Raw genomic sequence first — 25,784 nt, 5'->3', positions numbered from 1 at the left:
ATTTTCGCTAATCTCTGTGATACTCTGTGTCTTATTCCGAAATCTGAAATCCGACACCCGAAATCCGTTATATCTTTATCGCATAAGGTTTTCTTTGTTCTCTGGCTAATAATAAATTCGCTTCTGGGTCATTAATAAATCTTTCTTGTTTCGGATTCCAGAATAATTTACGATTCAATTTCATAGCAGCGTGATGCAACAAACAAGCCGAACATGAACGATGCCCAACTTCGGCAGGTGCAATCGGTTCTTTTCTGGAAACAACACTTTCCAACCAGTTTCCATGATGGTCTTTACTGACTGGCAAGTGAATTTCGTTTTCACCAATCACTGAAGTAATGATTTTCGAGTCGCTGGCATCAAGGGCTTTAGCAGCCATTTGTTTGGCAATTGGGTCGCTGGCTGTAACAGAAGAATCACCTCTTGAAACAAAAATCCAGCCTTCTGTTCCTTCAAATTTTATTCCGTTTGGCAATTCGTTACTTACTACCATTCTTACACCATTTTCATACATGGCTTCCGTCGTGAAAATACCGTGAACATTCCAAAGTCCTTTTTTAGGAAAATCCGCTTTTCCCCAAATTTCAATTGGTCCCGTATGTTCTGTATTCATTGCCCAGTGCGCACAGTCGATATGATGCGAACCCCAACCTGTAATCATCCCCGCTCCAAATTGTTCGCAACGCAACCAACCCGGACGGTCGAAGCCTACTTGTGGATGTACTCTTTTTTCGGTATAATATACTTCGGGCGTTATGCCGAGCCACATATCATAATTTAAGTTTTTCGGAATTGGCATCTGCGCTTCTTCATCGCCAGACGGGTCGCCCGGCAAGCCTACATAAACTGTTTTCAAAGTACCGATTCTGCCATTTCTCACCAATTCAGCAGCATATCTAAATTGATTAGACGAACGCTGTTGCGAACCTACTTGTACGATTCTTCTCGATTTTTTTACAGCATCCGCCATCATTCTTCCTTCTGCAATAGTCAAAGAAGCTGGCTTTTGCATATAAACATCTTTCTTCGCACCAACAGCATGAATCACAATCGGAGCGTGCCAGTGGTCAGGCGTACTTACCAAAACGGCATCAATATCTTTATTCAATAATAATTCTCGGTAATCTGTATAAGTTTTTACCCCGTCAAAGTCTTTTCCTGATTTTTTGGTATAATACTCATTCACTAATTTTTTTGCTAAATCAGCACGATTGCCGTCCACATCGCAAACCGCCATAATTTGGGCATTATCGTGTTTCCAAACACCTGGCATATCATGTCCTCTGGAAATTCTTCCAGTTCCAATCGCCCCAATATTGATTCGATTACTTGGAGCATTTTTCCCAAATACTGAAGCAGGAACAATCGTTGGAAAACCTGCAATTACGGTACTTGCCAAGGTTCCTTTGATACCTAAATCAAGAAATTGTCTTCTTGATATGATGTTTTTCTCTTCTTGTGACATAGCATTTATCAAAATTTAAAATAATTTTCATAGTCTTCTTTTCAAAAAGTATCTTCATGACAGAGTTCTACTTATCTGAATCGTAAATAATTTTGAAATGACGATGTAAAGATGAAAATTAATTTTTATTATGCAATCGGTTGCATTAATTTTTTTACAATTATTATTTGAAATATATTATTATTACAACTAATAAAATTAACTTAAATTGCCTATAATAAACGCTTTAGCCATTTATTTTAACAAACAGGTTAAGTAAGGGTAAAGCTTAATAAACATTTATAAATGCAATTATTCTAATTGTTGCATAAAATTGTTTTATACTTGTAACATAATTATTCAATCTAAAACTCAGATAAACATATTTTCTAATTTCTAGAATATGATGCTGATTATAAAACTTATATCATGGGCAAAGAAATAACCATTTATGACATTGCTAGTCAGCTACAATTATCTCCCGCAACTGTTAGTAGAGCTTTAAATAATCATCCAGCCATTAATGAAAAAACAAAGGTTTTGATTAATGCAAAAGCAGAAGAATTGGGTTATCGTTCAAATAAATTTGCCAGTAATTTGCGTAAGCAAAAAACCAATACTATTGGTGTAATTGTACCGAGATTGAACAGTTATATCATGTCAACCGTCATTGCGGGCATGGAAAAAGTTGCCAATGATGAAGGTTTTAATTTAATCATTAGTCAATCTTTAGAATCTCAAAGAAAAGAAATCGCCAATACTAAAACCATGTTTAATAGTCGTGTAGATGGCTTGTTGGTTTCAGTAGCTTTTGATACCGATTCTTTTGAACACTTTCAGCCTTTCTTGAAAAAGAAGATTCCCTTAATTTTCTTCGACCGTATTTTTGAAAACAGCGATTGCCCCAATATCGTCATTGATAATGCCAAAGGCGGTTATGAAGCCACGAAACACCTGATTGAACAGGGTTTTAAAAATATCATACACATTACGGGTAATTTAAAAAGAAACGTGTACTCCGACCGTTTGAAAGGCTATCAACAAGCCCTTTCTGAATTTGAAATACCTTTCAAATCTGATAATGTTTGGGTTACAGCTTTGAGTCTTGAAGCTGGGAAAGAAGTAGCTCATCGCATAAAAGCCCTTCCTATTAAACCTGACGCACTTTTCGTTTCCAGTGATTTGTGTGCCGTAAGTTGTATCGCTACTTTAAAAGAATTGAATATTACAGTGCCAAATGATATTGCCGTGGTTGGCTTTAATAATGACCCTGTATCCCAAGTAATTTCTCCGAAACTCACTACAATTCATTATCCCGCTAAAGAAATGGGAGAAATGGCGGTAAAAAGTATGATTAATCACCTGAAAGGTAATTTTAATTTGGATGCAACCAATACCATTACTTTACGCTCTGAGCTGATTGTACGAGAGTCAAGTTTGTTTTTGACACATTCTTGATAAGGCAAATTGCATTTCTAAAAAATAAATTCGACCTTAGAGGAATACAATTTAATAATTAATTTATGCCAAATCTTAACACAAAAATCAATAAAGATTATAGCTATGATGCCATCGTGATTGGCTCTGGCATGAGTGGCGGTTGGGCTGCCAAAGAACTTTCTGAAAAAGGCTTGAAAACCTTAGTCCTTGAAAAAGGAAGAATGGTCAATCATGTGGAAGATTATCCAACCATGATGTTAGACCATTGGGAATTTGCCCATCGTGGCGGACTTAGTTATGAAGACCAGCAAAAACAGCATATTCAAATTAGAAGTGGTTTTGTGGGTGAATCGGTAAAACACTTTTTCACCAACGATATTGATAACCCTTACCAAGAAAAACAACGTTTCGACTGGATTCGAGGAAATCATGTTGGCGGTCGCTCGCTTACTTGGGGAAAACACGTGTATCGTTGGAGTGATTTAGATTTTGAAGCCAATGCCAAAGAAGGCATCGGAATAGATTGGCCCATTCGCTACAAAGATTTAGCTCCGTGGTACTCGTATGTAGAAAAGTTTGTAGGCGTAAGTGGTGAAAAATTAGGTTTAGACCATTTGCCCGACGGCGAATTCCTTCCTCCTATCGAACTGAATTGTTTGGAAAAACACTTTAGAAAAGAAGTAGCACAAAAATTCAACGGTCGCCCAGTAACCACAGGGCGAGTTGCCCACCTCACCGAACCACAGCCACAACATTTAGCATTAGGGCGTGGGAAATGCCAAAATCGTAATCGTTGTTCAAGAGGATGTCCATTTGGAGCATACTTTAGTAGTAATTCTGCTACTTTACCAGCGGCAAACAATACAGGAAACTTCGCTATTCGTCCAAATTCTATCGTTCATTCTATCATTTATGATGAAAAAACACAAAGAGCCACAGGAGTAAGAGTCATTGACAGTGAATCAAAAGAAGAAATTATTTTCAAAGCAAAAATCATTTTTAGTTGTGCTTCCACCTTGGCGACGACACAAATTTTGATGAATTCTAAATCCAATCGTTTCCCCAATGGCATGGGAAATGATAGCGGAGAATTAGGACATAATTTGATGGATCATCATTACAGAACTGGCGCAATGGGTTCGCATGAAGGTTTTGAAGACCAATATTATAAAGGAAGAAAACCAACGGGCTTGTTTATTCCAAGATTTGTGAATTTGGATGAGGCTTCTAAAAATCCAAATTTCGTGCGTGGCTACGATTATCAGGGAGCAGGTGCTGGCAGAGGAAGCTGGGGAAGAGGCGTAAACGAAGAAGGCGTTGGGGCAAGTTTTAAAGAATCGCTTTTCAAACCGGGCGGATGGGGAATGGCTTTGATGGGCTTTGGGGAAGTACTGCCATATCACGAAAACAAAGTAACACTAGACCCAGAAAAAACTGATAAATGGGGCATTCCACAATTAGTTTTTGATGCAGGTTTGAAAGAAAACGAAATGAAAATGCGTGAACAAATCAGAATAGATGCCGCTGAAATGTTGGAAAAAGCGGGATTCAAAAATGTAAAAACCTTTGATAATGCAGGCGGTTTGGGCGTTGGCGTTCACGAAATGGGAACAGCCCGCATGGGTCGTGACCCAAAAACTTCTGTACTGAATGGCAATAATCAAATTCATGGAGTTCCTAATGTTTTTGTAACGGATGGAGCTTGTATGACGTCTTCTTCTTGTGTAAATCCTTCTATTACTTATATGGCATTGACCGCACGAGCTGTTGATTTTGCCGTAAGTGAGTTGAACCGTAAAAATTTGTAGCTTTATGAACCGCAGAGAAGTCCTTAAAAATACTACTTTATTTCTGGGTTACAGCCTGTCGGCTGGCGCCTTGTCAGAGCTTTTTATTGCTTGTCAAAAAGAAGCTCAATTGAATTGGCAACCCGTTTTTCTTACCAACAATCAAGCAAATTTGATTGCTGAAATTGCCGAAACGATTTTACCCAAAACAGAAACGCCCGGAGCAAAAGAATTGGGCGTCCCTCAGTTTATCGATAAAATGTTGAAAGAAATGCTTTCGGAAACAGACCAAAAGGCTTTTCTTGAAGACTTAGAAAAGTTCAATGAAGCTTGTGAAGAAGCCAATAAAAAGTCTTTTATTGAATGTAATCAACAAGAACGAGAAGCCTTTTTACTGAAAGCCGACAAAGAAGCTGGTAAGCTTCCGCCTTCGGCTTGGGGTATTACTTTGGTCGCAAAACCCGACCCTGTAGCTTTCTTTAGAAGGTTGAAAAGCCTTACTCTTTTGGGCTATTATACCTCTGAAAAAGTAGGGAAAGAAATCCTTTCTTATGACCCAATTCCCGGAGAATTTATTGCTTGTATGCCTTTGAGCCAAGTAGGCAATGCTTGGAATGAGTAAGATTCAGCCAACAAAAGAGTATTCCATTACTTTTTTTACTTTTGGGTATATCATTTAAAAAATATAAAATAAGCAATGAAGAGATTTTGCCTTGCGCTTGACTTAGTAGATGACCCAAGCCTTATCGCTGAATATGAAGCCTATCATCAAAATATTTGGGAAGAAATCAGAGCGAGTATTTTAGGTGCTGGAATTATTGATATGGAAATCTATAGAATCATGAACCGATTATTTATGATTATGGAAACCGAAGACGATTTTTCATTCACTAAAAAAGGAGAAATGGATGCCAGTAATCCAAAAGTACAAGAATGGGAAACCCTGATGTGGAAATATCAATCAGCATTACCCATCGCCAAAGAAGGTGAAAAATGGCTTTTGATGGATAGGATTTTTAAGTTGGCATAATCATTTTTAATAACGCTTAATCCTGTAAGGTTTTAAAAAACTTTACAGGATTTTTTATGCTCTTTTTTCCAAAAAGCAATCATATATTTATTTTATTATGCAACAATGTTGCATAAATACCCTACTTTTGTTCTATAAAAAGATAAAACACACTTATATGACAAAGGAAAATCAATTTGACGTAATTATTATTGGAGGGAGTTATGCAGGGCTTTCAGCGGGTATGGCTTTGGGGCGTGCGCTTAGAAAAGTTTTAATCATAGATGGCGGAAAGCCTTGTAATATCCAAACACCACATTCTCACAATGTCATTACACTGGATGGAGAAAGTCCAAGTGCTATTACCGAAAAAGCTAAAAACCAAGTATTAGCCTACAAAACCGTTACTTTTTTAAAAGGATTGGCAACAAAAGCAAGTAGAACGAATGATGGAACATTTGAATTACTAACAGCTGAAGGAGAGACTTTTATCGCTAAAAAGCTTTTGTTTGCCACAGGTGTTTCGGACATCATGCCTGATATAAAAGGCTTTTCGGAATGCTGGGGTATTTCGATTTTACATTGTCCGTACTGTCATGGTTATGAAGTAAAAGAACAAAATACCGGTATTTTGGGCAATGGTGAAATAAGTTTTGAATTCAGTAAACTCATCAGTAATTGGACAAAACAACTTACTCTTTTCACAAATGGCAAAGCGACTTTAACTGAAGAGCAAAATCAAAAACTTTCGGCACATCGCATTAATATTGTGGAAGATGAAATCGATAGTTTTGAACATGAAAATGGTGTAATTAAACAGATTGTTTTCAAAAATGGCACGAAACAAAGTATAGTAGCACTTTATGCTAGAATCCCGTTTGAGCAACATTGTAAAATTCCTGAAACAATGGGTTGTACTTTGACAGAACAAGGTCATATACAAATAGATGATTTTCAAAAAACAAGTATTGCAGGAATCTTTGCCGCTGGTGATAATACCACGATGTTTAGGTCGGTAAGTAATGCCATCGGAGCAGGAAGTAAGGCTGGCGCTTTGATTAATCATGAATTAATTAATGAAGCATTTTAGGTGATTAAAATCTGTGAGATTAGCCTTATTTGAAAAAAATGATAGCCCTTTTAGAAAAATATCATGATAAATGAAAAAGAAAAACCAGAATTTTGGGAAGTCAATTTTATTGAAAAGCATGAAATGTGGGGTTTTGAGCCTTCTAATTCTGCTATATTAGTAAAGGATTTCTTTGATCAAAATTCAGTAAAAACCATACTTATCCCCGGCATTGGATACGGTCGGAATGCTCAAATCTTTAAAGATAACGGAATCGCCGTAACAGGAATAGAAATATCTAAAACAGCTATTGAAATGGCAAGAAAACATTATGGCTCAGATATGACTATTTATCATGGTTCTGTAACTGATATGCCATTTGATAATTGTCAATATGATGGCATATTTTGCTATGCTTTAATTCACCTATTGGATGATAAAGAGCGAGAAAAGCTAATCCGTGACTGCTATAACCAACTAACAGATAATGGCTACATGGTTTTTACAGTTATTTCAAAAGAAGCGCCTACTTATCGCAAAGGCAAATTCATCAGCAAAGACCGCTACGAAATATTTGAAGGAGTGCAAATGTATTTTTATGATATTGCCTCAATCAACGACGAATTTAGTAAAGCTGGATTATTTGAAATCACTGAGGTTAGCGAGAATTTTCCATTCTATTTAATTAAATGCAAGAAAGGCAGTAGCTAGAAAACTATATTTATACTTGTATAAAATATAGCTTTTGAAACTGAAATATTTATAAAGTCAAAGCCAAAGGCTTGAAACCCTAAGTAACTTTGACTTTACAAACTTTAAGTTATTAGTTTAAAAAATATACCTTATTATTCTTCGTCCATTGTGCTAATGAAGTCATTTGAACAGGAAGTTTTTCTAATACTTCACTCATATTAGGATTGAATTTTGGTGGAAATTCTGTTGCGTTTTGAAGACCTTCATAATAAGAAGCAACACCTTTTGCACCAGCCTCACCTACAAATGGTTTAAGTATATCGCCAAATTCTTTGGCAGGTTGTGTATAATACACTATTTTTTCACCTAAACCTTTAGAAAACTGTTCCGCTAAATCATTTCCTTTTAGGTTTTCTAATCCACTAATCTGGAAAGAATCTGCTTTAAGTTTGTCATTGTAAATTGCTTCAACAACAAAAGCACTTACATCTCTGGAAGCTATCCAACCAATAGGCATTGCTTCTGGAGTAGGGTAAGCCAACTTCTTTTCGTTTTTCACAAAAGGTGCACAAAATGGTCCAAGCATATTTTCCATATAAATAGTGGGTTGGATGATTACATAATTCAATCCACTATTTTTTAAATAATCACTAATGTCCAATTTCACATCTTCACCGGGTATTCCAATTTTTTGGGGTGCTAGCCAGCCACTTGTGTTCCATACGATTTTTTTGACACCATTTGTCTTAGCTGCATCAATCACATTTTTGGCATATTGTAAGCCATCAAAAGGATTGGGTAAAGAAACAGGAACCATAAAAGCTATCGCATCTATACCTTTGGTGATTTCCTGCATTATATTTGCATCATTCATATTTGCCAAAATAGGCATTGCCCCTGCTTGTTTTAATTTTTCAAAACTTGTTGCAGAAGTTGTTGTAGCAATTACTTCTGCTCCTTTTTTTTTACCTTCTAATATTACATTGAATTGTTGTGAACCTGTGGCTCCGAATACTAAAATTTTCATTTTTATTCCGTTTTTAAATGTTATTGAATTGATTTTTCAGAACACTGAATTGTTATTTACACTTTGATAGCTATTTCCCCTTTTTTTCTGGTTGTGATATATTTCTTATTTAATTCAAAAATTATTTGTACAAAAGTATCTATCTACTTACTTTTGTACAAGTACTTACCTTAAAGTAAAGTACCTACTAAAAAGTTAGAATAGTTGAATATCAATGAATAAAAAATCTAAAATAATTTCGCCTTGTGATGAAAAATGTCCTGTGAGAGCCTCTTTAACTCTGCTAAGTGGTAAGTGGACTTTGTTAATATTGTTTCAAATCAACGAAAATGTGATACGATATGGCGAGCTAAAAAGGGCTATTCCAGGCATTAGCGAAAAAATGTTGATACAAGAACTGAATATGCTTGTAGAAAATAAATTAGTCAGCAAAAAAGTCTATCCTGAAATTCCACCAAAAGTTGAGTATAGTCTGACTGAATTAGGATTGAAAACTTTACCTGTTGTAGATAAATTGGCTGAATTCGGTTTAGAGAATTTAGTTTCATGAACGCCCTCTTTGATACCGCTAAGTCTTTGATTTTATGAAGTAAAAGGAAATGAAAATAAATGTAGCGACAATCCTTGCGGTTGTCGTTTTGTGTTTAATATTTCGGTCAAAAAGCAAACAGTCGTTCGTAAAATACAAACGACTGTTATTATTCTATACATAAACTCTATTCAAATATCGCTACAGCTCTTGTCCAGCCAGCACTGGCAGCTTGTATTTTAGCAGGAAAACAAGCCACTTTGAAACCGAAAGGTGGCAATTGTTCAAGGTTTGCCAATTTCTCTATCTGACAATATTCTTTTTCAATTCCTACATAATGTGCTTGCCAAATCACTCCGTCTCTTGGATTAGCTTTATAGTCCTCTACTTGTAGATGCAAAGGAATATCCCATCCCCAGCCGTCTGTTCCCATTACTTTAATGCCTTGGTCGATAAGCCAATGTGTTGCTTTAGCAGATGCTCCCACGTGGATTTTCACAAAATCAGGATGATGCAAACGCTTATCGGCATCGCAACGAATCAAGACAATATCAAAAGGTTTTAAAGTATAGTTAATGGAAGCCAATTTTTCTATCAAATCTTCGGGCTCAAACATATAGCCATCAGGTTTATCAGTAAAATCTAACACTACGCCATCACGATAAAACCAATCTAAAGGCATTTCATCAATAGTTCTCGATGGCTTTCCTTCACAAGTTGGATAATAATGATAGGGAGCATCCACGTGCGTTCCGCAGTGACTTGTTACCGTTAAAAATTCTCCTGCTGGACCATTTCCATTGATAAAAACATCTCCTTGAATTCCTTCAAAGAGTTTTCCACCCATTTTCTTTGCTCCTTCTTTATGGTCTTCATACACAATTTTGGTAGGAAGTGGCTCTTTTATGTCTTCAGAAATGGTTACTGAAAGGTCTATTATTTTCATTTGAATAAACTATTTAAAACATTTATGCTTAATAATGAATGAATTATACAGACAAGATTTAACCCAATAAAAGACACAGATTTTTAAAATCTGTGTCTAAGTACTATTAAATCATTGTGTATTTTGAATACTAAATCACTTTATTTCTTAAAACGCCAATTCCTTCTATTTCTAACTCCACTATATCACCCGGCTCAAGCGGACGATGAACGGTAAAATTATTTTCAATCAAACTACCCCAGCCTACTGTTCCCGAGCCTAAAATATCACCCGGCATCATGGTTACATTATTTTCAGAAGCACGTTCAATCATTTGTCCGAAAGTATAATAAACAGTATTATAATTACCATCGCATACTTGAACACCATTGATTTTGGATGTCATTCGTAAATTGAAACGACCATTTTCACCCATATACTGCTCCATTTCGTCTTTGGTTACGATACATGGCCCAATAGCATTGGCGAAATCTTTGCCTTTGTGTGGCCCAAGTGGAATCATCATTTCACGACGCTGAATAGCTCTTGCCGTCCAGTCGTTGAAAACAGTATAACCAAAAATATAGTCTTGAGCTTCTTCTGCTTTGATGTCCTTGCCTTTTTTACCGATAATACAAGCGATTTCTAATTCAATGTCCATTTTGGTTTCTCCTTCTGGACGCTTGATTTCATCATCTGGACCATAAATGCCATGATGATTGGTAAAATAAAAAATCGGCATTTCGTACCATTCTTGTCCGATAGTATGTCCGAATGATTTTGAAGCATTCAACATGTGCATTTCAAAACCGATATAATCTCTAAAACTTCTCGGATTAGGAAGTGGAGCTAAAAGCTGTACTTCTGATAATGGATAATGTGGCAGTACTTCGCCCAAAGACTTAATTACCTCGAAGTATTCTTCGTGATGATCGATAAACGTAAGCATATCTGTTGGCAATTTTATACTTGCCAAATTCATATCCACCACACCATCGCCTTGAAGCCAACCTGTACGGCTTTCGCTATTTGTATTTTTGAAAGTTACTAATTTCATGTTTTAGCTGTCAGCTGTCAGCCATGAGCTAACAGCTTTTAAATGAATCTATGAATGATGTTCTATCTCTACTATTTCAAATTATTAAAAAAGCTCAAGGCTCAAAGCTGATAGCTTTCAGCTAAATCCTAAATCGGCTCTGTTAATGCCATTCCTGTTTTACCCATCAACATTCCCATATTTGCTCCCTCAGGAAGAGCTTGGTCGTTGTATTCAAGTAATTCCCAAGCACCTAATGTTTCAGATACATCAACTACCATTTTGCAACGTTCATAACGACGTTTCATGTAGCGTTCAAAGACATCAGTAAGCTCTCCCTCTTTTTGTAATTCCTCAACTAATACAACGGCATCTTCAATCGCCAACGCTGCCCCTGAACCCAACTGAGGAATAGTTGTATGAGCTGCATCTCCCAAGACAACCACGCTGTTTTTATACCAAGGTGCTGGCATTTTGAGTGTTTCTAATACTCGATAATTAACCAATTTAGCGTCGGTAACTTGTGGTATTAATTCCTGAACAAGTGGAACAGGATAAGCCGACATATACGTTTTTAGCTTTTCAACCAATTGATTTTCAGGAATCAACGGATTATCCCCCTCAGCAGAATTTAAGAATATGTAACAAGTATCGGCTGTCATAGGAATGACACCCATTTTATGTTTTTTATTAAAGAAGATATAACCCGTATCTAAATTAGCAGGACGCTTAAAGGCATATCGCCACACAGACAAGCCAACATAGCTCAATTTAAAGTCACCAAAAATAAGCTTACGTACTTTTGAGTTTACCCCATCAGCCGCAATCACAACATCATAGCTATCCTTTGTACCATCGGTGAACGTAACATGAGCAGCATTTGGCTGGTTATCAATGGATTCTACCGTTACTCCCATGCGGTATTTTAAACCAACTTTCTGAGCTTCTTCAAATAATACATCGTGTAAAATTTTACGAGATATTCCATTATGGCTCGGAAATTTACCGATTGGTGGAGTACCAGCTTCACCGATTTGAATCCCATGCGGCAAGCACAATTTTACTTTTCCATAAGGAGAACCCCTTCGCATTGCTTCATCCGCCACACCGATGGAATCTAAAGCTCTTAAAGCATTGGCTTGTTGTATGATACCTACTCCATAAACATTAAATTCTTTATGTAGCTCTATTAAATCTACCTCAAAACCAGCTTTTTTTAAACCTATAGCAACAGACTGCCCACCAATGCCAGCCCCTACTACTAAAATTTTCTTTACCATCTTTTTGATATTTATAAGATTGTTTTTGGACATGTATCAGGTATGAAACCGTACAGCAAGCATTAAGTGGGCAGTTTAATTTTAAAACGCTTAGCAATCAGATTTTACAAGAATAGCTTCAGTAATCTGATTAAGATGACTAAAACGCCTTAAATACCTTTATTTTATCTGAAAGCTGATGCCCGAAAACTAAGTCAGCTGGGTTACTTAATACTTAAGCCTTAATTTTCTTAGCTATCCAGTCGTACATATTAAATGATTTTGTAAAATCATCTACAGAGCAGTGAGCCGAACCACTTTCATCTTTTGGCACAATTTCCAAGACGTGTTCGCAAGTAAGTGCCTCATTTACTTTGTAAGCATTTTCTACGAAATTCTGACGGTCGTCCTCTCCATGCAAAATATAGGTAGGACATTGAATTTTCTCAGCAACGCCCTCCAATGTAAAGTTTTTCAATTTTTCACGAGCCTCTGTCATATTATCTGCACCCACAATGTGCTGTACAATTTCAGCTAAAGGGTGGTTGTCAGGACGATTTTTCCAAATATCATAATACGACCAAACCGCCCCAAAAATCATACAGACCTTAAAACGTGGCTCAAATGCTGCACAACGAGCAGCCATATATCCACCCATTGAAACTGCTCCAATACCTACACGAGAAGTATCAACGTGTTCACCAAGATTTTCTATGATATAATCTAAAACAGCTGTTCCGGGGACATTGTAGTCATAACGAGTATGCAAATGGTTCAATCTAAGTGCAGCTCCTTGTCCAGGGCCATCCACCGCCAACATAGCAATACCACGTTCGTTGAGGTGTTGTGCAATACCAAAATATAACTCTTCTGCCAAACTATCCAGCCCGCCAAACATCACCATCACTGGAGGATTTACAACACCACTTGGTTTAAATAAATAAGCAGGTAAGAAAGAACCTTCAAAAGGGATTTCTAATTGCAATGGTTTCTCATCAAACAAATGAATCGCTTTAATGAAAGCATCACGGCATTTTAAGTAATAAGGAATTTTACGTTCATCATGTAAAGTCATAAAAAACTCACTTGTACGTAAATAATTGAAAGCCCTCAAATAAGTTCTACGAGCAGAGACACTATGCCCTTCTTTTGCATAATTTTCGGCTAATTCATAGACTTTATCACCCATTTTAACCCAAGCTTTATTGAAACTTTCACGGTTAGCAGGGTCAATTTCACTTGCTACTTGTAATATTTCTGCAAATTCTCCTCCCCCATAATGAGCCTGCGTTAACGCACGGTTCACTTGGTAAGAAGGCATATATTGATTAGGGAAGTAATGCCACATTTTAATTATGAGTTATAAATTAATAATTATGAATTAAATGAGTACGAATACCAAATAATCTTTGGGTTTCAATTTTTATAAGGTTATTCTTTCGTAGATTCCCTAAAGAGTGATTCGAAGAATCAGCCAAATTTTATACCTATAAATTGAATTCTACCCAATGTTTTTCAATCATTCGTACAGTTGTAAGTTGTAATTATGAATTGTTTTGAAAGATTTGTAAACGAATTATTCATTCATTTGAGTTATTTTTCTTTCTTTTTCTTCATGGTAATGACAATACTTTTTAAGATTTTTAGGATTTCTAAAGCTTCTGAATAAATTGATTGAAAAGCACTCTCACTCAAGTATTCACTTTCCTTTAGTAATTCCAACCAGTAAAGTGTTTCGTCACATTCTTTTTGTGCAATACTTAATTTATGAATAAAGTCTGCTTCTCATTCAGCATTATGAGCTTCTCTCACATTTGCTCCTATCGAAGTACTTGCTTTTAGAAACTGCTTTGAAATGACAAATTCCTTATGAGTATCTGTTAAATATTTATAAACTTTGACAGACCTAACAGCAAACTGAAAAGACTTTACTTTGATTACACTTTCTTTCTTTAGTTCCATGATATTCAAATTGATAGATTATGAGCCATTTATATTAAAGATAAAATCTTATTAAGTTTGAGCAAAACAAGACTCTATTTTAAAATTCATAACTCATAATTCATATCTACCTAAATATCCACCGGTTTATCCAACCCACCAACTTTACCTTTTGCCATTTCAGCAAATGGGTTAGTTAAGCCCCAAGCGTCGTTTGGATTGTCTTTTAAGTAATGTACATCTGGCCCGTGGTCTGGTGCGAAAACTAATCTTGCACAAGCATAAATTTCTAACAATACGCCTGTGTGAGGCTCCATGATATAGAAGAAAAACCCTTCATCTGCTTTGTGACGGGTAGGCGCTCCCCAAACACTTTTATATCCTTTTTCCGTGAACCAATCTAAAGCCAATAATACTTCTTCACGACTGTCAAGATTATAACAAAGATGGTTTACAACGCCTTGACCAGGTTCTAAATTCGGGTCAGAGAAAATCGCAATATCATGCGAAAGATTCCCCAAAGTCCACAAGCCACCGATTGGAGGAATATTATCATCTAAACGAATTTCGTCAGGGTTTTTAAAGCCCATTGCTTGCCAGAAAGCCTTCTCTTTGGCATACTGGAATTTAGCAACCAAGTAAGTAAAGTGGTCAATTCTACGTGGATTCGCCCCTTTTCTACGATTACTTGCATATCTATCAGCGTAAATACTACCTTTTTCGCCCTTTTCTCTCAACCATGTTACATCCCAAAAAACCTCGTGTTTATGTCCGTCGGGCGACTGGAATTTAAAAGCTTTTCCTCTTCCTAAATCAGCTTCCAACCAACCTCTCCCTGAACCGATACTTTCTAAGTAAGCAACACAATCGTCAAATGCTTCTGCACTGTCTGCTCTCCAACCGATACCACCCAAACCTTTTACATCCGAACGAGTAATTTTGAGCGTATGGAAGAAATAATCTCCCCAAGCTCTTAAATAAACAGAGTTTTCATCCTCGCCAGTTTTGTCCATCCCGACAATATCTGTGTAGAATCGAACAGTTTCTTCCAAGTTTGTACTGAGCAATTCAACATAAGCCAATTGCGATAAATAATGCGGATTCTTTGCCATTCTAATATTTGTATTATTTTAATATTATTTGTTAAAATTACTTAATGATAGCTTACATTTATGAATCAAAAACAGGCTAATCACATTCAAAATCAATCATTTTATGCAAAAGCACCACCATCAACAGGCAAAGCGTGACCCGTCATAAAGCTGGCTTCGTCTGAACACAGCCACATTGCCACATCTGCTACTTCCGAAGGCTGTCCCATGCGTTTCATTGCTTGGTAATTTTTGGCTGCTTCCAAGGCTTCGGGGTTATAAGCCAACTTCCTTCTACCTTCCATAATCATCGGCGTTTCGATGGCAGTTGGACAAATAGCGTTGATTCTGATGTTTTTGGTAGCATATTCGATCGCTGCCGTTTTTACTAAACCCACTACTCCATGCTTAGAAGTAGCATAAGGAGAATTGTTTGGCTGACCACGTAAACCTGCTGCCGAGGCAATCGAAACAATATTTCCGCCACCTTGTTTTAGCATCTCTTCTAATAAAAATTTGATACAATACCACGTACCAATAAGGTTTACATGGATTTGATTCAACCATTCATCTTCGGGATATTCGTGCGTTGGCAAGGAAAGTCGTCCAGCAATTCCTGCTGAAAGTACAGCACAATCAATCCGACCAAACTTTTCAATTGACTGATTGATAAGGCTTTGTACTTCTGCTCTTTCTGCGATATTACATTTTACAAAAATGGCTTCCGCTCCCAGTGCTACAAGTTCAGAAACAGTAGCTATACCTGCCGTTTCGTTGACATCCGATACAATCACTTTTGCCCCTGATTCAGCAAAAGCCACAGCCGTTGCTTTACCAATACCCGAAGAAGCCCCAGTAACCAAGCATACTTTATTTTGAAATTTTTTCATTATTTTTGTCAAAAATGATGTTATGGAAGCCGTATTAAACTACTCTGATTTAGATACTGTTAATGGTATTTACTCGTATGCCGACTATTTAAGTTGGCGGTTTGAACAAGCTGTTGAATTGATAAAAGGTAAAATTTTACCAATGTCTGCTCCAAGCAGAAAACATCAAGCGATTTCGAGAGAACTCAACGGGCTTTTTTATACACATTTCAAAAGCCATGCTTGTCAATTCTACGCCGCCCCTTTTGATGTTCGTTTGTACGATAAACAAAAATCAGAATTGGCAAACAAAGATGTATTGACCGTGGTACAACCTGATATTTGTATCATTTGCGACCTTGAAAAATTGGATGATAAAGGTTGTTTGGGTTCACCTGATTTGGTCATTGAAATTCTTTCTCCCGGCAATTCTTCTAAAGAAATGAAACTAAAAAAGGCTCTTTATGAAGAAAATGGCATCAGAGAGTACTGGATTATAGACCCTGAACACGAAACTGCTTTTCAATTCCATTTATTAGAAAATGGCCTGTACAGTCCCGCTTCGATTTATGCCAGTGATGATACTTTTGAAAGCGTCATTTTCCCCAATCTTTTTGTGGATTTGAACGAAATTTTTAGCAATGTTTAGTCTTAGTTTCCATCGCTAATCGTTGTTCCTCCATCCACAATAATATTCTGACCCGTTATAAATCCACCCGCTTTTGAAGCCAGAAGAAGTGCAACGCCTGCTACTTCTTCTACTTTTCCAATCCTTCGTAAGGGAGTAAGTAATACTCTTCTTTCCATCACTTCATTATTGGAAGTCAGTGGTTTGGCAAAAGTAGTATCAATCACCCCCGGCGAAATGGCATTTACTCTGATGTTGTCAGGACCAAATTCTACGGCAAGATTACGAGCCAATTGAGCCAATCCTGCTTTTGAAATGCCATACATTCCCAAAGATTTATTACCTCGAACACCCGCAATACTTGCCAGAAAAATGATTGAACCTTCTTTGCGTTGTTGCATCTGAGCAATCACCAACTTACTTAGATAAATGGTACTTTGTAAGTTGATTTGCATGGTTTTTTCAAAAATGTCTGCACTCATTTCTAAAAAAGACCCTGCCAATGCTACGCCTACACAACTCACCAAAATATCAATTTTGCTAAACTTTAGTATTGTTTCTTCAAAAAGGAAATCTATTTCTGCTTTCACTGCAACATCGCATGGAATAGCGATTGCTCTAATATTTCTTTGTAAAAAATCCTCACAAGTATCTTCGCAAGCCTTTTTGTCGTTGCTCGAAATGATAACAGTAGCCCCATGTAAACCCAAGAGTTCGGCAATGGCTCTGCCCATGCCACTGCTCGAACCTGTGACAAGGGCTACTTTTCCTTTTAAATCAAATAAATCTTTCATCGCCAGTGAATCATTTTTTGTCCTGCAACTGGACTTTGGAAATAAGGTACTCTTGTTCCTCGCAAACTTCCTAAATACACCGTTTTCATATCTTTTCCTCCAAAACTTAAACTCGCCATCCACGGACAGAGTGTCCCTTGTACCGAAGCCAATATTTCTCCCGTCAAAGTTCTGTTTTCGTAATGTTCAAAAAGAAGTTTTTTAGTAGCTGGATTGCTGTCGTCCAACAAAATCAATTCTTCACCTTCGGGTGTAATCGCCGCTAATTGGTCTGTAAAAATCAAGGTTGTCCAAAGATTTCCATAAGTATCAAAAGCAAAACCATCTGGGAAACCGCTCAACCGGGCATATACTTCTCTTCCGTACAAATCCCCATTTTCTTTCACTCTTAATCTTGAAATTTGGTGTGCCGTACTTTCTACCACATACAACCATTCTTCGGTATCATCAAAACGGATTTCGTTTGTTCCACAAAAACCTTCGGCAACAATTCTTACACCTTTTTCGTCTATCAAAGCTATATAACCATCTGTTGCTCTGCTATTTAATTGTTCAGTCCACGGATTTGTACGAGTGGTTACTGTAAACCAAATTCTTCCTTTTGAATCTCTGAGTGGGAAATTGGCTTTTCCCAAAGCTTTTCCTTCAATCTCCGTTACCAATGTCGTCAGCTTGCCTTCTGGTGTCATCATTTCGATGTGGTCAGTTCCCCAATTGGCAATGATAAAATTACCTTTAACATCAAAACACAAACCGTTTGGTAATGAACCTTGAGCCTGCACATAACGACTGTTGTAGGATTGTAGATTTGGGATTTCCGATATTGGATTTGTTTGATTTGACAACTTTTTAAAAGTTGTCAAATCATCAGATTCTTTAAATGGCGTAATCAATTTCTGACTTCCGTCAGGATTTATTTTCATTACTCCGCCTCTGGCATCTGCCGTCCAAATAGTACCGTTTGGTTCGGTCAGAATACATTCTGGACGTTGAAGGTCATGTCCAAGAAATTGAATCTCTTCACGGTTAACCTTCCAGTTTTTAATCGGATTTATATTTCTATGTTGAATATACATTAATAAATATTCTAATAATTTATACAACAAAACTACGTTAGGATAATAATTTTTGTTAATCAAAATAAAGCCAATAGTATTCAATAACAATACATTTTAACTAATTTAAGATTTTTTAGTACATTTCTATATTCAACTTGTTTCGAATTTGCCTAGATTAAGGATTTCAGAAAAATTGACTTGAAAAAATTGAAGACACAAAAAAATGCTGTCAGAATTATCTCCAACAGCATTTCACACTATTAACCTACTATTATCCTATATTTTTGATTGAAAAATGTTGTACAAAAGGCGGATTTTCAAAGAATGGACCAATCAAAGCACGCCATTCTGTGAATAATTCTGAAGTTCTAAAACCAACGGTATGGTCTTCAAGCGTTTGCCAATAAATCATTAACGTATAACGATTGTGCTGTTCGATACAATGTTGAACATCAATCTTTTGAAAACCTTTCGACTGACTAATTACTTGTATTGCTTTGGCTAAATTTGCTTCAAATTCAGCATTGTTATCAGCCTTAATATCAATTGTTGCGAGTTCTAAAATCATATTCTAAATAAGAGTGATTGGTAAATAGTGATTGGCGACTATGATTTTAACTAATTAATTACCACTATTTACAAAAATATTTATTTGAATTATATTCTTAACTTTAAACCAAAAATTGTAATTCCAAATTGATAATTTCTAAACTCATAATTCATATTTCATAACTCATCATTACAAAAGCCTTCCTCCATCTACAGGAATTATACTTCCCGTAGTAAAAGTAAGATGCGTTGTTAAAACAAAAATCGTATTGGCCACATCTTCAGCAATCGCCAAGCGACCTAAAGGCGTTTTGTCGATTTGAGTTTGTAAATATTGAGGGTCGATATTTTTGGTGTATTCGCCCAAAACCCAACCCGGAGAAACCGAAACAACTCGAATGTTGGGTGCTAAAGCCCGAGCCAAAGAACGAGTAATGCTATCAATCGCCGCTTTGGAGGCACAATAAGCAACATTACTTCCAATTCCTGAAATCGCAGCTACCGAAGAAATATTCACCACCAAAGCTTCTTTACTTTTCAATAACAAAGCTTTGCAAGCTCGAATCATAGCGAAAGTACCACGTACATTGGTTTCGAAAATTCGGTCAATCCATTCATCCGTCAAACCGTCTAAATCATCGTGTGCTACGGGTGTTGTAATACCTGCATTGTTCACCAAAACGTCTAATTTTCCATACTCACTTTTAATGAAAGAAGACAATTCCGACAAACGCTTTGCATCATTCACAGGAGCATGAAAAACGGAATGTCCCACTCCTACCAGCGAATTACAAAGCTTTTCAGCCTTTTCAAGATTTCCGTTATAAGTAATAATAACAGCGTAACCAGCCTCAGCAAATTTTCTACAAATTGCCGAACCAATACCTCCTGCTCCACCTGTTACTAAAACTGTTTTATTATTTGTCATTGAAATATGTAATGATTGTTAATCTTGTTAATACACTATCATCTGATTGCTGGACGTTTTTTTCACAGAGTTTAACAGAGCTTTTATTGAGTTTCACAGAGTATCTTTTCAATATTTCTCTGTGAAGCTCTTTGTATTCTCTGTGTTCCTCTGTGTCATTTATAAGATTGCCAACAGACTAAATTTCAACATCCGAAATCCGATCTCGAAATCATTTCCCATATCTTCTTACTCTTAAATCGGCTTGTTCTTGGTGTCCTGCAAAGTTTTCAATCGCACATAATCTTGAGCAGTATTCGCCAATTAAAGCACTGGCTTCATCCGTTTTAATTTCTTGATAAGTACAAGTTTTCAAGAATTTTCCAACCCACAGACCGCCTGTATAACGAGCTGCCTCTTTCGTTGGTAAAGTATGGTTTGTACCGATTACTTTATCGCCAAAAGCTACGTTGGTTCTTGCTCCTAAAAACAAACCACCATAATTGGTCATTTTTTCCAAGAACTCACGAGGGTTTTCCGTCATTACTTGTACGTGTTCGCTGGCGATGCGGTCGGCTTCTGCAATTAATTCTTCTACGGTATCTACTAAAATTACTTGTCCGTAATCTCTCCAAGAAACACTCGCAATATCAGCCGTTGGCAATACTTTTAGTTGTCTCTGGATTTCCTCTTCAATACCATAAGCAATTGTTTTACTGGTAGTTAAAAGTACAGCTGGTGAAGTTGGGCCATGTTCTGCTTGTCCTAAAAGGTCAGTAGCACACATTTCTACGTCACAAGTATCGTCGGCAATTACTAAAGTTTCTGTCGGACCAGCGAATAAATCAATTCCTACTTTTCCGAATAATTGTCGCTTCGCTTCGGCAACATAAGCATTTCCCGGACCAACCAGCATATCTACTGAAGCAACGGTTTCAGTTCCCAAAGCCATCATCGCAATTGCCTGAACACCGCCCAATAAATACATTTCATCAGCACCAGCCAAATACATTGCGGCAATAGTTGCTTTCGGAATTTCGCCGTTGATGGGTGGTGTACAAGCAATTACTCTTTTTACGCCTGCGACTTTTGCCGTCAGGACGCTCATGTGTGCCGACGCAACCATAGGGTAACGACCACCTGGCACATAACAACCTACTGAATTTACAGGAATATTTTTGTGTCCCAAGAAAACCCCTGGCAAGGTTTCTACTTCAACATCCTTGATGGCTTCACGTTGAATTTGGGCAAAATTTCTGATTTGCGTTTGAGCAAATTTGATGTCATTAATTACTTGTTCGGGTAAACTCGCCACAATAGCCTCAGCTTCTTCTGCACTAATTCTGAATTTTTCGGGCGACCATTTATCCAATTTTTTAGAATATTCTCTCACGGCTTTATCGCCATTTTGAGCCACATTTTCCAACATGGATTCTACCAAAGCACGTACTTTTAAGTCGGCTTCTTTACTTTCGGCATAAGTAATGCCTTTCTTAATTTGCTGTATCATTCTATTATTTCTTTCAAATTGATTGAAAGCAGATTGTTTAGGGATAAATCTTCAATAAAAACCTTTTTCTTTCCTCCTATTTTTAATACAACAAATTTATGGTTAAATTATATTTTAGTGTTATTCAAAAAGAAGCCAATATTGTTCAAAATCAATACAATTCTGTATGAATCTAAAATAATTATACAGAATTGTATTCATTAGGTTTTTTATCTTGCACAAAACGATTATTTGTTCGTTTGAGCGTCTACGACCGAAATCGCAATCATATTCATAATTTCACGAGTTGTACTTCCCAGTTGAAGTACATGAACTGGCTTTTTGAGTCCTAATAAAACGGGACCAATTTTCTCAATATCAGCCACTTCTTTTACTAAGTTATAGGCAATGTTAGAAGCAGAAAGATTTGGGAAAAGTAAAATATTTGCTCCGCCATTGACCAAATCACAGAAAGGATGATTTTCTTTCAACAATTCAGTATCAAAAGGTAAATGTGCTTGCATTTCGCCATCAACAATCATTTCTGGATGTTTCGCTTTCAACATGGCTACGGCTTTTCGCATTTTAATAGCATCTTCGCCATCAGCACTACCAAAATTTGAATAAGTTAGTAAAGCGATTCTCGGTTTAATGTTGAATTTTTCCACTTCTTTCGCCGCCAATTCTGCAATTTCTACAATTTCTTCTGCTGTCGGATTAAAATTCACAGTGGTATCCGCCAAGAATAATGGACCAAAACGACTCATTAAAATATACATTCCTGATACTTTTTTTACGCCAGCTTGTTTGCCAATCACTTGCAAAGCTGGTCGAATGGTATCAGGATAATTCCGAGTTGTTCCGCCAATCATGGCTTCGGCTTCGCCAGCTTCTACCATCATCGAACCGAAGTAATTTCTTCTACGAATGGCATCAAAAGCTTCGGCTTTGTTGAAACCTTTTCGCTGACGTTTGGCAAAAAGTAATTCTCCGTAATTTTCAAGTCTTGCTTTTTCGGCTTCATCTTGCGGTAACATCGGGTCGATTATGGCTACATCACTTAAATTCAGCAAATTATCTTGAATCAACTGTTTGATTTTAGAAACATTTCCCAACAAAATTGGCGTAGCAATTCCGTCCTCTTTTACTTGTTGGGCTGCTTTTAAAACAGCTAAATTTTCCGCATCAGCCAACACTACTCGCTTCGGATTTTGCTTTGCTTTATTGATAATTACTTTGGTCAAAGTATTATCCAAGCCCAAACGTTTTGATAATTGTGTTTCGTAAGCGTCCCAGTCAGTAATCGGGAATTTTGCCACACCCAAATCCATCGCCGCTTTTGCTACGGCTGGGGCTACCGTCGTTAATAAACGTGGGTCAACGGGTTTAGGAATGATGTACTCTTTGCCAAAAACCAAATTGTCTTTGCCATAAGCCATATTTACAATATCAGGAACAGGCTTTTTCGCCAAAGCAGCCAAAGCTTTCACGGCTGCCAATTTCATTTCTTCGTTGATTACTTTTGAACGAACATCTAAAGCACCTCTAAAAATATAGGGAAAACCCAATACATTATTTACTTGATTGGGATAATCACTTCTACCTGTGGCAAAAATTATGTCTTCACGGGCAGCCATTGCTTCATGATAAGGAATTTCAGGCGTTGGGTTTGCCATTGCAAAGACAATACAGTCTTTCGCCATCGGTTTTATCATTTCTTGTGTCAAAACATTGCCTTTCGACAAGCCTACAAAAACGTCTGCTCCAACCAAAGCTTCTGTTAGAGTAATTTCAGCAGGAAAGTTTCCGTTAGCAAATTCTTTTTTCTTTCCGTCTAAATTGGTTCTACTCGGATGAATCAATCCTTTTGAATCGAACATCAAAATATTTTCTTTGCTCGCTCCCAAACTGACGTACAATTTTGTACAAGAACTTGCCGATGCACCCGCTCCGTTAACGATAATTTTTACTTTGGCAATATCTTTTCCGACCAATTCCAAAGCATTCAACAAAGCGGCGGCTGAGATAATTGCCGTGCCGTGTTGGTCGTCGTGCATGACAGGAATGTCCATTTCCGCTTTTAGACGTTCTTCAATTTCAAAACATTCTGGCGCTGAGATGTCTTCTAAATTTACGCCTCCGAAAGTTGGTTCTAATAATTTAACGGTTCTGACAAACTCATCTACGTTTTTGGTATTGATTTCTAAATCAAAGACGTCAATATCAGCATAAATTTTAAAGAGTAAGCCTTTGCCTTCCATCACAGGTTTACTTGCTCCCGCACCGATGTCGCCTAAACCTAAAACCGCCGTTCCGTTTGAAATTACGGCAACCAAGTTTCCTTTGGCGGTGTATTTATAAATGTCTTCAGGATTTTCAGCAATTGCCAAACAAGGTTCGGCTACGCCCGGCGAATATGCCAAGGTTAAATCTCTTTGCGTCGCTGTTTCTTTAGAGGGAATTACTTCAATTTTACCGGGGCGACCTTTGGCATGATAATGAAGGGCTTCTTCTTTTAGGGTTTTGTTGGTGGTCATTGTAGTTTAATTTATAAGCTGTGAGCTTTGAGCTATGTGTCTTGAGTTTAATTAATCATGGTAGAAAAAAGCTCAAAGCTCATCGCTCACAGCTAAAAGCTCCTATTTTCTTTAATTATTTTTTGATACTCGTAAAAGCTCTGTTTTGGCGTGCGTTCTTGGGTGGCGAAATCTACGTAAATCAAGCCCAAACGTTTAGTATAACCCGAAACCCATTCAAAATTGTCCCAGCCGCTCCAAACGGTGTAGCCAAAGAGATTTACGCCTTCTTTTTTAGCTTTCAAAGCCCATTCTACATGGCGTTTGATATAATCAGTTCTCAATGGGTCGTTAATTTTTCCGTTTATTTTCACATCTTCTGACACAAAACCAGTCCCGTTTTCTGTAATAATTACTTGTGGATTGCCATAATCATTTTTTAAACGCATTAACATTTTGTATAAATACTCTGGTCTGACAGGCCCAACATTTGATTTTACTTCATCAGGATTATTGTCCAACCATTTCAATGACATGGCAGAATCTTCGCCTTTTACGATGGCTGGAGCGTAAAAATTGATTCCTAAAAAATCAGGTTTATTTGCTCCAATGAATGCCATATCTTCCGTACTTGGCTTGAAAGTTGGATTATACTTCGCCAAAGAATCTAATGCCATTTTGGGATATTTGCCTTTGTAAAGTGGATCTAAAAACAAGCCATTTATCAGAACATCCTGAAAATCAGCCGCTTTTTGGTCGGCTACTTTTTTCTCGTCCCACGGAGCAGCAGGATTTACATTCAATACAATCCCAATTTGTCCTTTCAGTTTTAAATCATGGTAAAGTTTTATCACTCTGGCATTGGCAATCAACTGGCGATGTGCTTTTTGCATTTGGCTCATATAATATTCTTTTTCTGGCAATTTATTATTCTGAGCATTCAGCATATTTTCTACCAGAAAAAACTCAATATAAGGTTCGTTGAAAGTAATGAAATTTTTAATTTTCTTTCCAAAGCGATTAATTACCACAGAAGCATAATTATAATACCAATTTTCCATCTCAGGATTTCCCCAGCCACCTTTTTGCAATAAAACAGCAGGATAATCGAAGTGATAAATCGTCACTAAAGGTTCGATGCCAGCGGCAAGTAAATCATCAAAAAGTAAATCATAATGCGCCAAAGCCTTTTCATTTACCGCTCCTACTCCATCTGGAATAATACGTGACCAATCCAAAGACATCCGATAAGCATTTACGCCCAACTCTTTCATCAATTGAATATCTTTCAAATACTGCGTGCGGTCGTACATATTAATTGCCACATTTCCCGTTTGTTTTTCACCAATCGTAAATTGTGTAATGCCTACTTTGTTGGTTAGAAAATCCCATTTAGATTCCCCTTTTCCATCTACTTGATAATTGCCATCTACTTGATAAGCGGCAGTAGCAACGCCCCATAAAAAGGGCTGTTTCTTTTGTGCATTCACAAAATGTACTGCCAAACAGAGCAATAAAAAGAGTTTTTTGTTCTTCATGATTGATAATTTTTAATTGAAAATTGATTGTGATTGATTAAGTAAGGACAAGGCAAAGCCAAGATGACATCTGTTGAAAGACTCACAATTGACTTCGTTTTTACGATAAAATTTTAAATACTTTTAATAAAGATTTGTATATTTTGGGACTCAAAACGGGTTTGTTTTGAGTCCCTTTTTATTTCA

Annotated in this window: 23 protein-coding genes and 1 pseudogene; 8 read left to right on the top strand and 16 right to left on the bottom strand. The window is 37.0% G+C overall.

What is annotated here, in order from left to right; translation table 11 throughout:
- Nucleotides 1-67 precede the first annotated feature (67 nt).
- The gene (locus tag VB798_RS08115; RefSeq protein ID WP_323257769.1) at nt 68-1,465 is read right to left on the bottom strand and encodes a Gfo/Idh/MocA family protein; all 1,398 of its coding nucleotides are present in this window, start codon (nt 1,463-1,465) and stop codon (nt 68-70) included.
- Nucleotides 1,466-1,873: 408 nt separating this feature from the next.
- Here VB798_RS08115 and VB798_RS08110 point away from each other — a divergent pair, with 408 nt between their 5' ends.
- The 6 genes from VB798_RS08110 (at nt 1,874) to VB798_RS08085 (ending at nt 7,460) form a co-directional block, all read left to right on the top strand.
- A complete protein-coding gene (locus tag VB798_RS08110) occupies nt 1,874-2,902 on the top strand; it encodes a LacI family DNA-binding transcriptional regulator (protein ID WP_323257767.1) in 1,029 nt (342 codons plus the stop codon).
- Nucleotides 2,903-2,967: 65 nt separating this feature from the next.
- Nucleotides 2,968-4,692 (top strand): GMC family oxidoreductase, encoded by a 1,725-nt coding sequence (locus VB798_RS08105; RefSeq protein WP_323257765.1) that lies wholly within the window; start codon nt 2,968-2,970, stop codon nt 4,690-4,692.
- Nucleotides 4,693-4,696: 4 nt separating this feature from the next.
- Entirely contained in the window at nt 4,697-5,293 is a 597-nt protein-coding gene (locus VB798_RS08100) for a gluconate 2-dehydrogenase subunit 3 family protein (RefSeq protein ID WP_323257763.1), read from the top strand.
- 75 nt (nt 5,294-5,368) lie between these two features.
- Entirely contained in the window at nt 5,369-5,701 is a 333-nt protein-coding gene (locus VB798_RS08095) for an L-rhamnose mutarotase (RefSeq protein ID WP_323257761.1), read from the top strand.
- Between the two features lie 157 nt (nt 5,702-5,858).
- Nucleotides 5,859-6,770, top strand: coding sequence for an NAD(P)/FAD-dependent oxidoreductase (locus tag VB798_RS08090; protein WP_323257760.1), 912 nt, complete (start codon nt 5,859-5,861; stop codon nt 6,768-6,770).
- A 63-nt stretch (nt 6,771-6,833) separates the two neighbouring features.
- Nucleotides 6,834-7,460, top strand: a complete 627-nt coding sequence (locus tag VB798_RS08085; RefSeq protein WP_323257759.1) for a class I SAM-dependent methyltransferase — start codon at nt 6,834-6,836, stop codon at nt 7,458-7,460.
- Nucleotides 7,461-7,572: 112 nt separating this feature from the next.
- Here VB798_RS08085 and VB798_RS08080 read toward each other — a convergent pair whose 3' ends face one another.
- A complete protein-coding gene (locus VB798_RS08080) occupies nt 7,573-8,469 on the bottom strand; it encodes an SDR family oxidoreductase (protein WP_323257757.1) in 897 nt (298 codons plus the stop codon).
- A 214-nt stretch (nt 8,470-8,683) separates the two neighbouring features.
- Between VB798_RS08080 and VB798_RS08075 the strand changes: the two genes are divergently transcribed.
- A complete protein-coding gene (locus tag VB798_RS08075) occupies nt 8,684-9,019 on the top strand; it encodes a winged helix-turn-helix transcriptional regulator (RefSeq protein WP_323257756.1) in 336 nt (111 codons plus the stop codon).
- Between the two features lie 166 nt (nt 9,020-9,185).
- Here VB798_RS08075 and VB798_RS08070 read toward each other — a convergent pair whose 3' ends face one another.
- From VB798_RS08070 to VB798_RS08040, 7 genes and pseudogenes are all read right to left on the bottom strand, one after another.
- Entirely contained in the window at nt 9,186-9,944 is a 759-nt protein-coding gene (locus VB798_RS08070; RefSeq protein WP_323257754.1) for a cyclase family protein, read from the bottom strand.
- Nucleotides 9,945-10,074: 130 nt separating this feature from the next.
- A complete protein-coding gene (locus VB798_RS08065) occupies nt 10,075-10,980 on the bottom strand; it encodes a fumarylacetoacetate hydrolase family protein (RefSeq protein WP_323257752.1) in 906 nt (301 codons plus the stop codon).
- A gap of 128 nt (nt 10,981-11,108) precedes the next feature.
- On the bottom strand, nt 11,109-12,239 hold the full coding sequence (locus VB798_RS08060; protein ID WP_323257750.1) for an FAD-dependent monooxygenase: 1,131 nt from the start codon (nt 12,237-12,239) through the stop codon (nt 11,109-11,111).
- Nucleotides 12,240-12,453: 214 nt separating this feature from the next.
- On the bottom strand, nt 12,454-13,566 hold the full coding sequence (locus tag VB798_RS08055; protein WP_323257748.1) for an alpha/beta hydrolase family protein: 1,113 nt from the start codon (nt 13,564-13,566) through the stop codon (nt 12,454-12,456).
- A 245-nt stretch (nt 13,567-13,811) separates the two neighbouring features.
- Nucleotides 13,812-14,180 (bottom strand): annotated as a pseudogene (locus tag VB798_RS08050) (four helix bundle protein).
- A 110-nt stretch (nt 14,181-14,290) separates the two neighbouring features.
- On the bottom strand, nt 14,291-15,271 hold the full coding sequence (locus VB798_RS08045; RefSeq protein ID WP_323257746.1) for a catechol 1,2-dioxygenase: 981 nt from the start codon (nt 15,269-15,271) through the stop codon (nt 14,291-14,293).
- A 101-nt stretch (nt 15,272-15,372) separates the two neighbouring features.
- Nucleotides 15,373-16,140 carry an SDR family NAD(P)-dependent oxidoreductase gene (locus VB798_RS08040; protein ID WP_323257744.1) on the bottom strand — a complete coding sequence of 256 codons (768 nt, stop codon included), beginning with the start codon at nt 16,138-16,140 and terminating at the stop codon, nt 15,373-15,375.
- 22 nt (nt 16,141-16,162) lie between these two features.
- On the opposite strand from VB798_RS08040, the gene VB798_RS08035 reads away from it, so the two are divergent.
- A complete protein-coding gene (locus VB798_RS08035; protein WP_323257742.1) occupies nt 16,163-16,768 on the top strand; it encodes a Uma2 family endonuclease in 606 nt (201 codons plus the stop codon).
- Between the two features lie 2 nt (nt 16,769-16,770).
- On the opposite strand, the gene VB798_RS08030 is transcribed toward VB798_RS08035, so the two are convergent.
- The 7 genes from VB798_RS08030 to VB798_RS08000 all read right to left on the bottom strand — a co-directional run bounded on the left by VB798_RS08030 (nt 16,771) and on the right by VB798_RS08000 (nt 25,598).
- Nucleotides 16,771-17,541 carry an SDR family NAD(P)-dependent oxidoreductase gene (locus VB798_RS08030; protein ID WP_323257740.1) on the bottom strand — a complete coding sequence of 257 codons (771 nt, stop codon included), beginning with the start codon at nt 17,539-17,541 and terminating at the stop codon, nt 16,771-16,773.
- Nucleotides 17,538-18,701 carry an SMP-30/gluconolactonase/LRE family protein gene (locus VB798_RS08025; protein ID WP_323257738.1) on the bottom strand — a complete coding sequence of 388 codons (1,164 nt, stop codon included), beginning with the start codon at nt 18,699-18,701 and terminating at the stop codon, nt 17,538-17,540. Before VB798_RS08025 ends, VB798_RS08030 begins: the two co-directional genes overlap by 4 nt.
- A gap of 169 nt (nt 18,702-18,870) precedes the next feature.
- Complete coding sequence (locus tag VB798_RS08020) at nt 18,871-19,167, bottom strand: antibiotic biosynthesis monooxygenase family protein (protein ID WP_323257737.1); 297 nt, start codon at nt 19,165-19,167, stop codon at nt 18,871-18,873.
- A gap of 171 nt (nt 19,168-19,338) precedes the next feature.
- Entirely contained in the window at nt 19,339-20,076 is a 738-nt protein-coding gene (locus VB798_RS08015; protein WP_323257735.1) for an SDR family NAD(P)-dependent oxidoreductase, read from the bottom strand.
- Nucleotides 20,077-20,287: 211 nt separating this feature from the next.
- On the bottom strand, nt 20,288-21,565 hold the full coding sequence (gene hisD / locus VB798_RS08010) for a histidinol dehydrogenase (protein ID WP_323257733.1): 1,278 nt from the start codon (nt 21,563-21,565) through the stop codon (nt 20,288-20,290).
- Between the two features lie 227 nt (nt 21,566-21,792).
- Nucleotides 21,793-24,081, bottom strand: a complete 2,289-nt coding sequence (locus tag VB798_RS08005; protein WP_323257731.1) for an NADP-dependent malic enzyme — start codon at nt 24,079-24,081, stop codon at nt 21,793-21,795.
- A gap of 92 nt (nt 24,082-24,173) precedes the next feature.
- Entirely contained in the window at nt 24,174-25,598 is a 1,425-nt protein-coding gene (locus tag VB798_RS08000; RefSeq protein ID WP_323257729.1) for a glycoside hydrolase family 1 protein, read from the bottom strand.
- Between the last annotated feature and the right edge of the window lie 186 nt (nt 25,599-25,784).

Origin of the sequence: Arcicella lustrica (assembly GCF_034930985.1) — a bacterium.
GTDB lineage: Bacteria > Bacteroidota > Bacteroidia > Cytophagales > Spirosomataceae > Arcicella > Arcicella lustrica.
This window is presented reverse-complemented; position numbering and strand designations above follow the sequence as displayed.

What these genes read in the sequence shown, in the direction of transcription:
- VB798_RS08090 (WP_323257760.1), top strand. Translation starts at nt 5,859, where the DNA reads ATGACAAAGGAAAATCAATTTGACGTAATTATTATTGGAGGGAGTTAT.
- VB798_RS08000 (WP_323257729.1), bottom strand. Translation starts at nt 25,598, where the DNA reads ATGAAGAACAAAAAACTCTTTTTATTGCTCTGTTTGGCAGTACATTTT.
- VB798_RS08110 (WP_323257767.1), top strand. Translation starts at nt 1,874, where the DNA reads ATGGGCAAAGAAATAACCATTTATGACATTGCTAGTCAGCTACAATTA.
- VB798_RS08095 (WP_323257761.1), top strand. Translation starts at nt 5,369, where the DNA reads ATGAAGAGATTTTGCCTTGCGCTTGACTTAGTAGATGACCCAAGCCTT.
- VB798_RS08115 (WP_323257769.1), bottom strand. Translation starts at nt 1,465, where the DNA reads ATGTCACAAGAAGAGAAAAACATCATATCAAGAAGACAATTTCTTGAT.
- VB798_RS08080 (WP_323257757.1), bottom strand. Translation starts at nt 8,469, where the DNA reads ATGAAAATTTTAGTATTCGGAGCCACAGGTTCACAACAATTCAATGTA.
- VB798_RS08085 (WP_323257759.1), top strand. Translation starts at nt 6,834, where the DNA reads ATGATAAATGAAAAAGAAAAACCAGAATTTTGGGAAGTCAATTTTATT.
- VB798_RS08065 (WP_323257752.1), bottom strand. Translation starts at nt 10,980, where the DNA reads ATGAAATTAGTAACTTTCAAAAATACAAATAGCGAAAGCCGTACAGGT.
- VB798_RS08045 (WP_323257746.1), bottom strand. Translation starts at nt 15,271, where the DNA reads ATGGCAAAGAATCCGCATTATTTATCGCAATTGGCTTATGTTGAATTG.
- VB798_RS08075 (WP_323257756.1), top strand. Translation starts at nt 8,684, where the DNA reads ATGAATAAAAAATCTAAAATAATTTCGCCTTGTGATGAAAAATGTCCT.
- VB798_RS08060 (WP_323257750.1), bottom strand. Translation starts at nt 12,239, where the DNA reads ATGGTAAAGAAAATTTTAGTAGTAGGGGCTGGCATTGGTGGGCAGTCT.
- VB798_RS08020 (WP_323257737.1), bottom strand. Translation starts at nt 19,167, where the DNA reads ATGATTTTAGAACTCGCAACAATTGATATTAAGGCTGATAACAATGCT.
- VB798_RS08105 (WP_323257765.1), top strand. Translation starts at nt 2,968, where the DNA reads ATGCCAAATCTTAACACAAAAATCAATAAAGATTATAGCTATGATGCC.
- VB798_RS08070 (WP_323257754.1), bottom strand. Translation starts at nt 9,944, where the DNA reads ATGAAAATAATAGACCTTTCAGTAACCATTTCTGAAGACATAAAAGAG.
- VB798_RS08030 (WP_323257740.1), bottom strand. Translation starts at nt 17,541, where the DNA reads ATGAAAGATTTATTTGATTTAAAAGGAAAAGTAGCCCTTGTCACAGGT.
- VB798_RS08040 (WP_323257744.1), bottom strand. Translation starts at nt 16,140, where the DNA reads ATGAAAAAATTTCAAAATAAAGTATGCTTGGTTACTGGGGCTTCTTCG.
- VB798_RS08055 (WP_323257748.1), bottom strand. Translation starts at nt 13,566, where the DNA reads ATGTGGCATTACTTCCCTAATCAATATATGCCTTCTTACCAAGTGAAC.
- hisD (WP_323257733.1), bottom strand. Translation starts at nt 21,565, where the DNA reads ATGATACAGCAAATTAAGAAAGGCATTACTTATGCCGAAAGTAAAGAA.
- VB798_RS08015 (WP_323257735.1), bottom strand. Translation starts at nt 20,076, where the DNA reads ATGACAAATAATAAAACAGTTTTAGTAACAGGTGGAGCAGGAGGTATT.
- VB798_RS08100 (WP_323257763.1), top strand. Translation starts at nt 4,697, where the DNA reads ATGAACCGCAGAGAAGTCCTTAAAAATACTACTTTATTTCTGGGTTAC.
- VB798_RS08005 (WP_323257731.1), bottom strand. Translation starts at nt 24,081, where the DNA reads ATGACCACCAACAAAACCCTAAAAGAAGAAGCCCTTCATTATCATGCC.
- VB798_RS08035 (WP_323257742.1), top strand. Translation starts at nt 16,163, where the DNA reads ATGGAAGCCGTATTAAACTACTCTGATTTAGATACTGTTAATGGTATT.